The sequence below is a fragment of the Streptococcus mitis SK575 genome, assembly GCF_000257865.1.
GTDB classification, from domain to species: Bacteria; Bacillota; Bacilli; order Lactobacillales; family Streptococcaceae; genus Streptococcus; species Streptococcus mitis_CQ.
In genome coordinates, this window is the sequence record NZ_AICU01000072.1 from 22,652 (window position 1) to 38,538 (window position 15,887).

The following is a 15,887-nucleotide window of genomic DNA, read 5'->3' on the forward strand; positions in this document are numbered from 1 at the left end:
GGGAGTTGTTTTTTTCTGTATTATAGTAGGTTGAAATAAGATATGAACAAATTAATTTCTAGAAATGTTTTAGTAGCCACGGCATACTATTCTAGCTGCAATCCACTATAAAAGCTAAACATTTTATGAAATTTCTGTTCGAAAAATAACATGCCTTTAAAAGCTATCATATCATAGTTTGAGCTTGAAGAGGAAAAGGCTAGCAATCAGATTTATACTCACATCACAAAAAGTATGGAACAAGCAACGATTTACTCTTTAGCTACAGTTACATTAAATCAAAAGTAAAAACTTTGCTCATATACAAAAAAAGCCAATCATACAGGCTAGAAAGCTTGATATGATAGGCTTTTTTCATTTTAATTAACGTACTGTGCGGATACGCATTGTGTTTGTACGTACAGCTTCTCCAAGTGGTACACCAGCTACGATAACGATATCGTCACCAGATTGTACAAGACCTGCTTCAACTGCTTTACGTTCAGCGATTTCGAACATATCGTCAGTTGAAGATGGAGCATCTGTCAACATTGGGATAACACCCCAGTTCAACATCAATCCACGTTCTGTCAATTCGTCGAATGTCAATGCCAAGATGTCAGCATTTGGACGGTATTTAGAGATCAAACGTGCAGTGTGACCTGTCTTAGTAAGAGTTACAACCAATTTAATGTCCATTGAGTTAGTAGCATCTTTAACAGCTGAAGCCATTACTTCTGTCTTAGAGTTACGTTCAAATGAATCTGAGTTCAAACGTCCGTATTCGTTAAGAAGAGTTTGAGCGTTCTTATCGATTGTAGCCATTGTAGTTACTGACTCAAGTGGGTATTTACCGTTTGCAGACTCACCTGAAAGCATTGTTGCGTCAGTTCCGTCGATAACAGCGTTAAATACGTCTGATACTTCTGAACGAGTTGCACGTGGTTTTTCAGTCATTGTTTCAAGCATGTTTGTTGCAGTGATAACAACTTTACCTGCAGCATTGACTTTAGTGATGATCATTTTTTGGTAAACTGGAACCATTTCGAATGGTACTTCTATACCCATGTCACCACGAGCGATCATGATACCATCAGCAGCTTCGATGATTTCATCCAAGTTATCAATACCTTGTTGGTTTTCGATTTTAGCGAACAATTGAACATGTCCGTTTCCAGTTTCTTCACAGATTGCACGAACTTCGTTCACGTCTTTTGCAGTACGTACGAATGAAATAGCGATGAAATTGATACCTTGTTCAAGACCAAAGCGGATATCGTCGTTATCGCGTTCAGCAAGAGCTGGGAAAGGAATTTTAGTGTTAGGAATGTTCACACCTTTTTGTTTAGCGATGATACCATCGTTTTCAACTTCAACTTCAAATTCACGAGTTGCGTCATCTTTAGCAACCACACGAAGACCAAGTTTACCATCGTCAACCAAAACTTGACGACCAACTTCAACATCATCATAGATATCAAGAGCACCAGCAACGTTCAATGCAATCACTTCACGAGTTGATTTGATTCCTTGTTTAGTTGCAACACGGATTTTCTCACCAGTTTTGTATGAATACTCTTTAGCTTCACCTTCGAACAATTCTGTACGGATTTCTGGTCCTTTTGTATCAAGAAGGAAACCAACTTTTTTACCTGCAAGTTTTTCAGCAAGTTTAACAGTTGCCATACGCTCACCTTGTTCTTGGTGGTCACCGTGTGAGAAGTTGAAACGGAATGTGTTAGCACCAGCTTCAATCAATTTAGCAATGTTTTTAGCTGAAGCTTCAACATCAAGTTTTTCACCCCAGTATCCGTCCTCACCGAATTTTTTACCACCACGGATTTCTACCGCAGGACCCAAAGTTGCAACGATTTTTACACGTTTGTTCATGATTTTTGTGACTCCTTTATATATATGACCTTTTTGGTCTTATTAACTAAATTGTAAATTATGACAAGCTCTTATTCAAGCTAGATAGCTCAATGTCGGCTTTGTGTGGGTTATTAACCACAATCTTACCTTCTGCAGTAAGGCTAAACAATGCTCCTTCTTCTGCAGTACCAAGAATTGGATTTTCAACCATTTTTTCGTTACGGATACCAACCGCAACACCACCGATGCCTTCTTTAAGAAGTTTAACAGCATGCGCACCCATACGTGACGCCAATACACGGTCACGCGCAGTTGGAGAACCACCACGTTGAATATGTCCAAGTTCTGTCACACGAAGGTCGCTTGTATCCCCAGCTTCTTTTAATTTTTTACCAAATTCAGCTGCTGACATCACACCTTCTGCCAAGACGATGATATTGTGTTTTTTACCACACTCATAACCACATTTAATGCTTTCTACGATATCTTCAATCTTGAATCCTTCTTCAGGAATGATGATTTCATCAGCACCAGTTGCAATACCAGCCCAAAGAGCGATATCACCAGCGTTACGTCCCATAACTTCAATAACAAAAGTACGACGGTGACTTGATGACGTATCACGAATCTTATCGATAGCGTCCATAGCAGTTGTGACCGCTGTGTCAAAACCGATTGTGAAGTCAGTACCAACGATATCGTTATCGATTGTACCTGGAAGACCGATAGCTGGGAAGCCATGTTCAGTCAAACGCATAGCGCCGTGGTAAGATCCGTCACCACCGATAACAACTACACCTTCAATTCCGTGTTTTTTCAATTGCTCAATCCCTTTAAGTTGCCCTTCAAGTTGAGCGAACTCTGGGTAACGAGCTGAGTGAAGGAAAGTACCACCACGAGAAATGATGTCTCCTACTGAAGCTGCATCTAGGGGATGAATTTCACCGGCAACCATACCAGCATATCCGTCATAGATACCAAACACTTCCATTCCTTCTGAAATTGCTTGACGAACAACTGCGCGGATAGCAGCGTTCATACCAGGGGCGTCTCCACCACTAGTCAAAACAGCAATACGTTTCATATTGGTTATGCTCCTTTTTCTTTTAACATTCTTATTAATTATACCACATTTGATTTTAAAATTCTTCTATTTTCCGTATTTTTAGCGATAAATCGTTTTCATAACGATTTCATTCAACTTCGCTTCTAATTCATTGGATTTAGCTACAAAATGATGGGGAGAAACGATTGTTTTCTGTTCCTCTTCATACCTGATAATGACTGGGATTGGGCCTTTATACTGGTCTAAAATTCTCGAAATTTCTTGATCCGATTCATGATTTTTTACCTGTATCCAAAAGCGTTCAGCAACTGCTTCTCTTATTTCTTGTGCAATCATTTGCAGACGGCCATCACGTGACTGGATTTTTCCTTTTATATAGTAGAAGGCTCCCTCTTTTATTTCCTGCCCAACTTGACGATATAAGTCTGAAAAGAGAGTGACATCCAATTTTTTCTTACTGTCATCTACCTGTAAGAAAGCCATATTTTCACCCTTTTTGGTACGAATTACTTTTATTTTCTGAACTTCAACCAATATAATTGAGTGACTATTTTCTGACAAATTTCCGATTGGTGTAATTGGGTAAATAGACTTACTTGCAATAGCTTGTAGGGGATGTTTGCTGACACCTATCCCTAAAAGCTCTTGTTCCATATAGAATTTTTCTTGTTCCGTCCAATCTTCCGATTCCTGCCAACTATAAATAGTATCTCCAAACAAACTTCCTAACTCTTTTACAAATTCAAATAGATTAACTAAATTATTGAATACTTTTTGACGATTTTTTTCAAATAAATCGAAAAGACCAACTTTTACCAAAGGTTCTAGCAGAGGAAGTTTCAGATAATTCTCAGGTAATTTAGCTATAAAATCTTCAATGTTAGAATAAGGTCGATGTTCGATAATCCAAAGTGCCAGATCATTGCTGACTCCCTTAATCGATTTCAATCCTAGATAGATGGCCTTGTTGGCAATTTTATCGTGATAGGGAATGGTGTTGATGGACAGAGGCGCCACTTCAAAGCCTGCTTCAAGTGCATCTATTAAGTAATCACTGTTGGCAGAATTTAACATGACCTGATAAAAAATGGCTGGATAATGCGTTTTGAAATAGGCCAACTGGAAGGCCAAGGCTGAGTAGGCATAGGCGTGTGACCTGTTAAAACCATAACCTGCAAACTTCTCCATGACATCAAAGACCTGCTCTGCTTTTTCCACAGTATGACCAGCTTCTAATGAACCTTGAATAAAGGAAGCCCTCATCTCATGCATAGCAGAGGCATCCTTTTTCCCCATAGCTCGGCGCAAAATATCGGCTTTCCCAAGACTAAATCCAGCAAATCGCTGGGCAACCTGCATAACCTGCTCCTGATAGAGCATAATGCCATAAGTTGGAGCCAAAATATCCTCCAGTACTGGATCCAGAACAGTCACTTCTTCCTGCCCATGTTTTCTTGCCACAAAATTATTGATGTAGTCACTAGCACCTGGCCTATTTAGGGAAGTAGTCGCTACGACATCTTCAAAACAGACTGGTTGAACACGTTTGAGCAAGCGAATGGCACCAGGTTGCTCAAATTGAAAGATACCTTTTGTATTACCAGAAGCAAATAAAGCCAACGTTTCTTTGTCTTCCAAATCTATTTCTTCGACTTTAAGGTGAATACCTTCTGTTTTAGCAAGCAATTCTTGCATCTTCTGGACAAAGGTCAAATTTCGCAGTCCCAGAAAGTCCATCTTCAAAAGTCCACTTGCTTCGACTCCATGAGCATCATACTGAGTCAGTGGAATTTCATCACCATGCTTCAGAGGGATGTAGTTGGTCAAATCTTGGTCACTGATTACAACACCAGCCGCATGGACTGAGGTTTGTCTTGGATAGCCCTCTATCTTGCAAGCAATCTCAAAGGCTTTTTGGTATTCTAACTTACTATTAATTTGCTGACGAAACTGGAGGTTACCCTCATAAGCCGACTTGAGATTGTCACGAAAACTGATTTTCTTGGTAATTGCAGATAATTCATACTCTGGAACACCAAAACGTTTTAAAACATCTCGCAGAGCTTGCTTGGCCCCAAAGGTAGAAAAAGTAACGATTTGAGCCGCATGTTTACTGCCATATTTATTGCCAACATACCTGATAAAATCTGGACGATAAATATCAGGAATATCAATATCAATATCAGGCATAGTATAGCGTTCACGATTGAGGAAACGTTCAAAAATCAGATTTTTCTCTACTGGGTCAATCCCTGTAATATCCAAGGCATAGGAAACCAAGCTACCAACTGCGGAACCTCGTCCCATTCCCATATAATAACCATTCGAACGTCCAAAACGCAACAAATCCCAGACAGCCAAGAAATAATCATCAAAGCCCATATCATGAATAACAGCCAATTCTTGGTCTAGACGGTCTTGATATTCTTTACTAGACAACCCCTTCTGAGCAAGCCCAAGCTCAGCGCGTTCTCTCAACTCTTCTACTGCTGGTCTCGCTGGATTAAAACGAGGCAGTTTCAAACTAGTATCCAAGTCATAAGAAATACCTGAAATAAGCTTTTCTAAGTTTTCCAAGGCTTGAGGAAAACGTTCTTGGAATAGTTTCTCTAAAGAACTTGCTGATATAAGGACATCTTGTCGCGAGCGCAAAGGGACTTCTCTGAGCGGTAGGTTTTCTTTAATCGCTGTTAATACTTGTAGAACTTCTCTATCCTTACTTTCAAATGTATTGACCCGATAGAGGGGCAAGATTGGATGATGAAATTCGCTGGCTAGTGTTTCCGGATAAACCCCTATATAGTAATCACAGCCTAAATTTAACAACTCCAGTCCATCAAAATAAGGCACAATTACCGCAATATCCTCCAGGTACTGAGATAAAACTGACCAATTTTTCTCCCCCTGCATCTTGGCTGTTGAAAGCTTCATCAACTGCTGATAGCCCACACTAGATAGAGCTAAAAAGCGCAGATTCACTTCCTGAGCACCCACAAATACAGTCATTTCAAGCCCTAATAAAGGATGAATGCCATATTTTTTTGTAACCTCTAGAAAGTCAAAAGCACCATAAAGATTATCAATATCCATCATAGCCAGATGAGTGTAGCCGAATTCTTTAGCTGCTCTCACATACTTTTCAATCGAAATGACGCTCTCCATAAAACTATAGACTGTTTTTGTATCTAGTTGTGCGATCAATTTACACTTCTCCTCTATCCTTCTCACTATATTATACCATTTTCAAAAAGAGAAAGACAAAAGCAATGACTCCTATCTCTATTTTATCCTTAAAGTAAAAATTTTATCCTTAAAGTAAAATTTTTTGAACGAAAAAAGCAAAAATACATTTAAAGAATCAAATGATCCGGTAATTTTTTTACTTTTTTATCCCAAGAAGTGAATATATCTTTTAAAACAGAAAGACACATCCACTTAATCTATTTACTATGATAACTTGTTTTGAACTATAGAGTTGTACCTGTTTTTCATATAAATAATATTCATTATTCTTTAATTAATTTCTTTCTCACTTAATGATTCCCTTTCTCCTATTTTTTTGATATAATAACCTTAATTATTATTTTACAAGGAGGTTTTATGCGCTTTAATCAATTCAGCTATTTATCACTTCCAAGAGATACTATTTTATATGAATTAAAAAAGTATGGATTTGATTTTCCATCTGAGTCAACAAATAAAAAGATATTGGAGTCTTTTCTAAGTCGTTTCTTTTTCACTTATCAAGACACCAACTACCCACTTTCCATCCTAGCAGCTGATAAAAAAACAGACCTGCTAACATTTTTTCAATCAGAAGATGAACTGACAGCAGATATTTTTTATACTGTTGCTTTTCAACTTTTAGGCTTTTCTTATTTGATTGACTTCGAAGACAGTGAATCTTTTCGTAAAGAGACTGGATTTCCTATTGTATACGGTGACTTGATTGAAAATCTCTATCAGTTACTCAATACTCGCACCAAAAAGGGAAATACTCTTATCGACCAACTTGTTAGTGATGGTCTTATTCCGGAGGATAATGACTACCACTACTTTAACGGCAAGAGTTTAGCAACTTTTTCCAGCCATGATGTTATTCGAGAAGTGGTCTACGTTGAGTCTCGTGTCGATACTGACCAAAAAGGTCTACCAGACTTAGTCAAGGTCAGCATTATTCGTCCACGTTACGAGGGGCAAATCCCTGCCATCATGACAGCCAGTCCTTATCATCAGGGAACAAATGACAAGGCAAGCGATAAGGCTCTCTACAAGATGGAGGGCGAGCTTGAGGTTAAACCTGCTCATAAGATTGAACTAGAGGAACCTCAACTCAATCTCGTCCAACCTCAAGGCCAAGCTGAGCTTGTATCAGAAGCTGAGGAAAAGCTAAGTCACATCAACTCTAGCTATACACTCAACGACTACTTCCTTCCACGAGGTTTTGCTAATCTCTATGTGTCAGGTGTTGGTACCAAAGACTCTACTGGTTTCATGACTAACGGAGACTATCAACAAATCGAAGCTTATAAAAATGTCATCGACTGGCTCAATGGTCGTTGCCGTGCCTTTACCGACCACACGCGCCAGCGTCAAGTCAAGGCTGACTGGTCAAATGGAAAAGTAGCCACAACTGGACTTTCCTATCTTGGAACCATGTCCAATGGTCTGGCGACTACAGGTGTCGATGGTTTAGAGGTTATCATTGCCGAGGCAGGCATTTCTTTGTGGTACAACTACTACCGTGAAAACGGTCTGGTGACTAGCCCTGGTGGTTATCCAGGCGAGGACTTTGACTCCCTGGCTGAACTAACCTACTCACGTAATCTCTTGGCTGGCGACTATATTCGTGGCAATGAAGCTCACCAATCTGACTTAGAAAAAGTAAAAGAACAACTGGATCGCAAGACCGGCGACTATAACCAGTTTTGGCATGATCGCAACTATCTGCTCAATGCCCATAATGTAAAAGCAGAGGTTGTCTTTACCCACGGTTCACAGGATTGGAATGTCAAACCACTTCATGTTTACCAGATGTTCCATGCTCTTCCTGCTCATATAAATAAGCACCTCTTTTTCCATAATGGTGCCCATGTGTACATGAACAACTGGCAATCCATTGACTTCCGTGAGTCCATAAACGCTTTGTTGACAAAGAAATTACTGGGACAAGATACAGATTTCCAACTTCCTACTGTTATCTGGCAGGACAATTCAGCTCCTCAGACTTGGTTATCACTTGATAACTTCGGTAGGCAAGAAAACTTTGAAACCTTCTCACTTGGTCAAGAAGAGAAAGTCATTCAAAACCAGTACTCAGATAAAGATTTTGAGCGTTATGGTAAGACCTACCAGACCTTCAATACAGAACTCTATCAAGGGAAAGTCAATCAGATTACTATTGACCTTCCTGTAACCAAAGATCTTCACTTGAACGGTCGTGCCCAACTCAATCTTCGTATCAAATCCAGTACAAATAAGGGGCTCTTATCTGCACAACTGCTTGAATTTGGACAGAAGAAATACCTACAACCTTATCCAGCTATTTTAAGTGCTAGAACCATTGATAATGGACGCTACCATATGTTGGAAAATCTCTGTGAATTACCATTTAGACCAAATGCACAACGAGTCGTGACAAAAGGTTACCTCAATTTACAAAATAGAAATGATTTATTGTTAGTAGAGGATATTAAGGAAAATGAATGGATGGACATCCAATTTGAACTACAACCTACTATTTACAAGTTAAAAGAAGGAGATACTCTTCGTTTAGTCCTCTATACTACTGACTTTGAAATCACAATCCGTGATAATACCGCTTACCAGCTGACTGTTGATCTTGAACAGTCTACTCTTATCCTACCTCACTAAAAAAGGAGTTAAATTATTATGAATAAATCTGAACACCGACACCAACTCATACGAGCTCTTGTAACGAAAAACAAGATTCATACTCAAGCTGAGCTACAAGCTCTTCTTGCTGATAATGATATTCAAGTTACACAAGCTACACTTTCGAGGGATATTAAAAGTATGAACCTGTCAAAAGTACGAGAAGAAGATAACTCTTACTATGTGCTCAATACAGGCTCTATCTCAAAATGGGAAAAACGTCTTGAACTCTACATGGAAGATGCCCTTGTCTTGATGCGCCCAGTTCAACATCAAGTTCTACTAAAAACCCTTCCTGGACTGGCTCAATCATTTGGTTCTATCATTGATGCTTTGAGTTTCCCTGACGCTATCGCTACCCTCTGTGGTGATGATGTCTGCCTTGTCATCTGTGAAGATGTAGAGGCAGCCCAACATTGCTTTGAAGAGCTGAAACGGTTCGCCCCACCATTTTTCTTTGGTGAATAAACAGAAACTGAACTCAAAAACTGCAGAACTCTCAAAATTTTAAACAGTAGTGAATTGATGTCAGCTAACATCTAGCGAATACAATAGCTGATTCCTGCTGAAAAGTGAGCTATGCAGTTTAATAAAACAAAAAAAGAAATCTATCTCATACATGAGTACAAAAGCTCCCCTTATAGTTTCTAGTGAAAAACAAATATTCACTAGAAACTATAAGGGGAGTCTTCATATATCTAAAAGAAATTCTAAATCTGTTTCAGCTTGTTTAGATTCAATTAATTATACATCATAGATAATCCTCTTCAAATCACGTCAGGTTCACATTTCCGTATAAGAGAGAAATTTATTGTTGCAATACTTTTCTTGGTTTGGTACCTTCAGCTGGACCAATGACACCTGCCATCTCAAGCTCTTCCATGAGACGGGTCGCACGGTTAAAACCAACTGATAAACGACGCTGAATCATGGATGCGCTGGCTTTCTGGGTCTCAATGACTAGAGCTTTGGCTTCTTCAAAGAGCGGATCTCCACCAGATTCCCCATCTGAAAATTCTCCGTCATTTTCAGAAACCTCACCTGGATCAAAACTCTCATCGTAGTCCGCATCTGCCTGAGCCTTAATGAAGTTTACGATGCGCTCGACATCATCATCCGAGATAAAGGAGCCTTGGAGACGAACTGGATGATTTTCATCAATCGGTTTAAAGAGCATGTCTCCTCGACCAAGTAGTTTTTCTGCTCCATTTTCATCCAAAATCGTACGGGAGTCTGTCCCTGATGAAACCGCGAAAGCGACACGAGAAGGAACATTGGCCTTGATCAGACCAGAAATGACATCAACGGATGGACGCTGGGTTGCAAGAATCATGTGGATACCTGCAGCACGCGCCTTCTGTCCCAAACGGATGATAGCATCTTCCACTTCCTTGCTGGCTACCATCATAAGGTCAGCCAACTCATCCACAATCACGACAATGAGCGGTAACGGAACCTGCTTGTACTCAGACTGAGCATTGAACTCTTCTACCTTGGCATTAAAGCCTGCAATATTCCGAACTCCCACCTTGGCAAAGAGTTCATAACGATTTTCCATCTCATCCACAACCTTTTGCAGAGCCTTACTGGCTTTGCGTGGATTGGTCACGACTGGAATCAAGAGGTGAGGAATATCATTGTAAACAGACAACTCAACCATCTTGGGATCGACCATCATAAATTTAACTTGGTCTGGTCTCGCCTTCATGAGAATGCTAGCAATAATACCGTTAACTGCTACTGACTTACCTGAACCCGTTGAACCCGCGACAAGCAAGTGGGGCATTTTAGAAAGGTCAAAAGCTCTTGCGGTGCCATTAACAGCCTTCCCTAAAGGAATTTCCAAGAGATTTTCTGCTTTCGTTTGAGATTGTTCCCATAGTTCGCGGAAGGATACCGTCGCAATCTCGGAGTTGGGCACTTCTATTCCGACTAGAGATTTTCCTGGGATGGGTGCTTCAATTCGGACATCCTTGGCCGCCAAGGCTAGAGCGAGGTCATCTGCTAGATTGGAAATGCGGTTGACCCGTACACCCACTGCCGGTTTGACTTCATACTTGGTCACTGATGGCCCAATTTCAGCCCGTTCAACCGTCACCTTGATACCAAAGCTAGCAAAGGTTTCTTCTAGGATTTTGATATTTTCCCGAACGATTTTCTTCTCTTTAGACTGGTCTTTGGGTTTATCAGGGGCAAAGAGTTGTAAGCTTGGAAGTTTATATTCGAGGGCTTCTTTTGCTGAAAAATCTACCTGAACATCTTCATCATCAGAGCCCTCTTCCTGTTCAGGGAATTCAAGTTCAGTTTGAGGTAGGATGATTTCTGGTTCCACCCACTCTTCTTCAGGTATATGTGGAAAATCCTGAACATCTTCCTCTGTCAAAATTTCACCTGTTTCCATATCAATAGGAGGCAAATCGAGTAAGGCTTTTTCAGCCTCTTCTTGTTCTAATCCAGCCTCTTCCTCAGCCTTTTGACGAGCTTTTTCTTCTTGTTTGACAAAGCGTTCCTCTTTTCGACGCTCATGCCCTTCTCGCCATTTGGCAAAGCCTTTACTGCCAAATTCAGCAATATCGTAAACAGACCAAGGACTGACTAGGAGGGCTCCAGCTAAAATCAAGATAGAACCAATAAAGTAAGTACCGATATTTGAGAAGAGAAAGGCGATTGGCATATAAAGAGCGACCCCAATCAAGCCCCCTCCAGCAAAACTGGTTGTTCGAAAACCAGTCAAATCAGTCACAACCTGAGCCATGGTTCCTTTCAAGACCGACTTGTCCAAACCATAATTCCAAACTAAGTAAGCCTCGAAAATCAAGAGCAAACCAGCAAATATGGTGAAAAAGCCAGATAAGAGTCCTTCCTGTTTTCGTATCCACTTGAAAAAGAAGAGGTAGAGCAGGATACCAAATATTGCCAGATAAGCTAGGCTCCCCACCAGCAATCGAATTAAATTGTAAAGAGTTATACCCGCAGCCCCTAATTTGAAGGCTGCGAAAATCAATAAAATCGCGATTCCCAACGAAATCAACATCCGTTGAATCGCTTCTTTTCTTTCGAGTTCTGCTTTAGACGGTCTCCGTCTTGTTTTACTTGTATTCTTGTTTGCCATTCTTCTATTATACCATATTTCACAGGCATTTCGGAAAGAGAAAAAGACTGCACCAAACGGTCCAATCTTTTCATTTTTCTATTTTTTATGCTTGGGGTTTACGTAGGTAACCATAAACCACACCACTTACAATTGCTCCTACCAAGACAGAAACGAGGTAAAGGAGAGCATTTGAAGTAAGGGCAATAACGAAGATTCCTCCGTGTGGCGCCATGAGTTTGATACCAGTAAGACCAACGAGACCTCCTGCTACTGCTGAACCAAGGATAAAGCTTGGGATAGCACGAGCTGGGTCAGCTGCACCAAACGGAATCGCTCCCTCAGTGATAAATGACAAGCCCATGATGATGTTTGTCAAACCAGAGTTGCGTTCTTCCTTAGTAAATTTATCTTTGAAAAGAAGAGTTGCGACAAAGATGGCAAGTGGTGGCACCATTCCTCCAGCCATAACTGCTGCCATGGCTACAGAACCACCTGAAGAAACAGTTGCTGCAAGCGTACCTGTACCAAAAACATAAGCCGCTTTATTGACCGGTCCACCCATGTCGACAGCCATCATTCCACCAAGAACGATACCGAGAAGGACAGCTGAACCGCCTCCAAGACCGCCAAGGAAATCATTCATAGCAGTGTTGATTGCTGCCATTGGGATGTTAACAGCTAGCATAACAAATCCAGTCAAGATTGTTCCAAGAAGTGGCAAGAGAAGGATTGATTTTGCACCTTCAAGTGAACGAGGAACTTTAACGTATTTCTTAATAGCAAGAACTAAAGCACCTGCGATAAATCCACCCACAAGGGCACCTAGGAAACCAGATGAGACACCTGCAAGAGTTGAAGTTGCTTCACCACCTGCTGCATAAGGTATTTTACTAAAGGCAAAACCTTCTTTAGCAATAGCACCAGCCACGAAACCTGCTACCAAACCTGGTTTTTCAGCGATAGAGTAGGCAACATAACCTGCAAAGACTGGAAGCATCAAACCAAAGGCAGCACCACCGATTTTCATGAACATAGAAGCTAGTTCATGGTAAGAACCAAGACTGCCAAGGTTTTCATTCGGAACACCCAAAGCACCGTCAATCAAGAAGGCAAGGGCAATCATGATACCACCACCGATAACGAATGGCAACATTTGGGATACACCACTCATCAAGTGTTTATAGAAGGCACCACCAAGACTTTGTTTTTCGTTAGAGGCTGTTGCACCTTTTGCTCCATTAGCAGCACGGTAGACTTCAGCATCTCCTGAAAGAGCCAAATTAATTAACTCTTCTGTCTTACGGATACCGTCAGCAACTGGACGATTGATCAATGGTTTGCCATCGAAACGATCCATTTCAACAGCCTTGTCTGCTGCGATGATAACAGCTTTAGCCTTACGAATGTCTTCAACAGTTAGTTGGTTTCCAACACCGCTAGCACCGTTGGTTTCGACCTTGATACCAACCCCCATTTCAGCAGCCACTTTTTGAAGAGCTTCTTGGGCCATGTAAGTGTGGGCGATACCTGTTGTACAAGCTGTAACAGCTACGATAAAGTCACCAGAGTTATTGGCAGGTACTTGAACAGGCTCTTCAGTTTTTTCTAAAGCTTTGTCAAAAAGTTCGATAACTTGGTCAGCTGATGTTGCTTGACGAAGTTTGTCAGCAAATCCATCTTTCATCAAGTATTGAGACAATTCTGCCAAGGCAGCCAAGTGAGTGTCATTAGCACCTTCTGGAGCTGCAATCATAAAGAAGAGGTCGGTTGCTTGTCCATCCAAGCTATCGTAGTCAACACCCTTGTTTGACTTGGCAAAGAGAACTGTCGCTTCTTTGACAGCAGCGTTTTTGCTGTGAGGCATAGCGATTCCGTCACCCAAACCTGTAGAAGTCAGAGCTTCACGCGCCAAAATTCCTTCTTTAAAAGTTTCAAAATCTGTCACATAACCGTGGTCTGTCAAACTTTTAATCATCTCGTCGATGACATCTGTTTTTTCAGTCGCCTGCAAATCCAGCAACATGACATCTTTTCTCAATAGGTCTTGAATTTTCATCTTTTTTCTACCTCAACTTTTTCATATGTTTCTTTAATAAATTCTGCTGTTGCCAAGTCATCTGAGAAGGTGGTTGCCGTTCCGCAAGCCACTCCCCATTTAAAGGCTTCTACTGCATCTTTTGATTTGACAAATTCACCTGTAAATCCGGCAACCATAGAATCACCAGCTCCAACTGAATTTTTCACTGTTCCCTTGATGGGGTTAGCGAAGTAAGCTCCATCAGATGTGACAAGAAGGGCACCATCACCAGCCATAGAGATAATAACATTTTGAGCACCTTTAACCAGCAATTCTCGAGCATAGTTCTCAATTTGCTCTAAACTTTCGAGTTTAACCCCAAAAATCGCTCCAAGTTCATGATTGTTTGGTTTGACCAAAAGTGGCTGGTAGTCCAAACTATCAATCAAGGTCTGTCCTTCAAAGTCACAAACCACTTGCGCACCCGTCTGACGGGTCAAGGCAATTAAATCCTTGTAGATGACATTGCCTAGATTTTTAGCACTTGAACCAGCAAAGACAACTGTATCTTCTGCAGTCAAACTAGATAAAATAGCTTTCAATTCTTCTAGCTGAGCTGGCTCCACATTTGGACCAGTCCCGTTGATTTCTGTTTCTTGGTCTGCTTTAATCTTGACATTGATGCGAGTATCTTCTGCTACTTGGACAAAACGCGTCTCGATTTCTTCCTCTGCCAGAGTATCTGTGATAAATTCACCAGTAAAACCTCCGATAAATCCAGTCGCTGTATTTGGAATATCCAAGCGTTTCAAGACACGACTGACATTGATTCCTTTCCCACCAGCAAACTTATCATCACTGTCCATACGATTGATACTACCGACTTGGACTTGGTCCAAACGGACAATATAGTCAATGGATGGATTGAGTGTGACTGTATAAATCATACTTCTATTACCTCCGTTTTCTCCTTAATAGCCTGCAAGAGCTCATGCCCTTGACTTGTGATAACAATAGCTCGTTTGAGTGGTGCTACTTTGGCAAAGCAAGTTTGTCCAATTTTAGACGAATCCACTAAGACGTAGGTCTGTTTGGCATTCTCTAAAATAGCACGCTTCACAGCCCCCTCCTCCATATCAGGAGTCGTATAATAGCCATCGTCCACACCATTCATCCCGATAAAGGCACGGTCAAAGTGCAATTGGTTAATCTGGTTAAGAGCAACGCCCCCGATGCTAGCATCTGTCGCCATCTTGACACTTCCTCCAACCATGATTGTTGGAATCTGCTTTTCAACCAACTGAGCAGCATGGTGAATGGAGTTGGTAACAACTGTAACATTTTTATTAACCAATTCATGAATCAAAAAGGCTGTCGTTGTTCCAGCGTCGATAAAGATGACATCTTGTTCCTTGATGAGAGAGGCAGCTTTCTGAGCCAGCAACTTCTTCTCTTGAAGGTTTTTGACAGATTTCTCTTGAATGGTTTCCTCTTCCTGCAAGGAGTGGGGCAATTCTGCTCCACCATGCACGCGACGAAGCTTGTTTTCTGCTTCCAACTCATCCAAGTCTCTTCGCACCGTTGATTCTGAGGTCTCTAGCAAACTAACTAATTTTTCTAGAGAAACTACATGATGTTGATTTAACTCCTCTAAAATCAGTTGCTTCCGCTCTGTTTTTAACACTGAATCACCTCCTGTTATCGTTTACACTATTCATTCTATCATACTTTCTTTCAAAGTCAAGCATTTTTTATCATTTTCTTTCAAATTCTATCATTTTTCTTATTTCTAGAATTTTTATTGCAAGATAAGAACCTTTATGGTAGACTATTTGAGTAAGTATTGGAAGATTACTCAAGAGGCTTAAGAGGCCGTGTTGGAAACGCGGTAGGCGTGTAACAGCGTGCGTGGGTTCGAATCCCATGTCTTCCGTTTATTTTAAAAAAGATACCCAAGAAATCTT

General features: G+C 40.8%; 9 protein-coding genes and 1 tRNA gene. 3 read left to right on the forward strand and 7 right to left on the reverse strand.

What is annotated here, in order from left to right; all coding sequences use genetic code 11:
- Positions 1-363 precede the first annotated feature (363 nt).
- The 3 genes from pyk to HMPREF1048_RS08975 form a co-directional block, all read right to left on the reverse strand.
- On the reverse strand, positions 364-1,869 hold the full coding sequence (pyk, locus tag HMPREF1048_RS08965) for a pyruvate kinase (protein ID WP_001042819.1): 1,506 nt from the start codon (positions 1,867-1,869) through the stop codon (positions 364-366).
- 58 nt (positions 1,870-1,927) lie between these two features.
- Positions 1,928-2,935, reverse strand: a complete 1,008-nt coding sequence (gene pfkA, locus HMPREF1048_RS08970; RefSeq protein WP_000820862.1) for a 6-phosphofructokinase — start codon at positions 2,933-2,935, stop codon at positions 1,928-1,930.
- 81 nt (positions 2,936-3,016) lie between these two features.
- A complete protein-coding gene (locus HMPREF1048_RS08975) occupies positions 3,017-6,118 on the reverse strand; it encodes a DNA polymerase III subunit alpha (RefSeq protein WP_000561502.1) in 3,102 nt (1,033 codons plus the stop codon).
- A 399-nt stretch (positions 6,119-6,517) separates the two neighbouring features.
- Here HMPREF1048_RS08975 and HMPREF1048_RS08980 point away from each other — a divergent pair, with 399 nt between their 5' ends.
- Together HMPREF1048_RS08980 and HMPREF1048_RS08985 are read left to right on the forward strand one after the other, a co-directional pair.
- Entirely contained in the window at positions 6,518-8,791 is a 2,274-nt protein-coding gene (locus HMPREF1048_RS08980; protein ID WP_001212009.1) for a Xaa-Pro dipeptidyl-peptidase, read from the forward strand.
- Positions 8,792-8,809: 18 nt separating this feature from the next.
- Positions 8,810-9,280: an arginine repressor gene (locus HMPREF1048_RS08985; protein WP_001043030.1), complete on the forward strand. Its 471-nt coding sequence runs from the start codon at positions 8,810-8,812 to the stop codon at positions 9,278-9,280.
- Positions 9,281-9,620: 340 nt separating this feature from the next.
- Here the strand turns inward: HMPREF1048_RS08985 and HMPREF1048_RS08990 are convergent, their stop codons facing one another.
- The 4 genes from HMPREF1048_RS08990 to HMPREF1048_RS09005 form a co-directional block, all read right to left on the reverse strand.
- Positions 9,621-11,924: a DNA translocase FtsK gene (locus HMPREF1048_RS08990; protein WP_004249049.1), complete on the reverse strand. Its 2,304-nt coding sequence runs from the start codon at positions 11,922-11,924 to the stop codon at positions 9,621-9,623.
- Positions 11,925-12,009: 85 nt separating this feature from the next.
- Positions 12,010-13,962 (reverse strand): fructose-specific PTS transporter subunit EIIC, encoded by a 1,953-nt coding sequence (locus HMPREF1048_RS08995; protein WP_000701478.1) that lies wholly within the window; start codon positions 13,960-13,962, stop codon positions 12,010-12,012.
- Positions 13,959-14,870: a 1-phosphofructokinase gene (gene pfkB, locus HMPREF1048_RS09000; RefSeq protein ID WP_000640791.1), complete on the reverse strand. Its 912-nt coding sequence runs from the start codon at positions 14,868-14,870 to the stop codon at positions 13,959-13,961. The genes HMPREF1048_RS08995 and pfkB overlap by 4 nt, the downstream gene beginning before the upstream one ends.
- Entirely contained in the window at positions 14,867-15,607 is a 741-nt protein-coding gene (locus HMPREF1048_RS09005) for a DeoR/GlpR family DNA-binding transcription regulator (RefSeq protein WP_000920652.1), read from the reverse strand. The genes pfkB and HMPREF1048_RS09005 overlap by 4 nt, the downstream gene beginning before the upstream one ends.
- Before the next feature lie 161 nt (positions 15,608-15,768).
- Here HMPREF1048_RS09005 and HMPREF1048_RS09010 point away from each other — a divergent pair.
- Positions 15,769-15,856: transfer RNA gene (locus tag HMPREF1048_RS09010), tRNA-Ser, on the forward strand.
- The last annotated feature ends 31 nt before the right edge of the window (positions 15,857-15,887 follow it).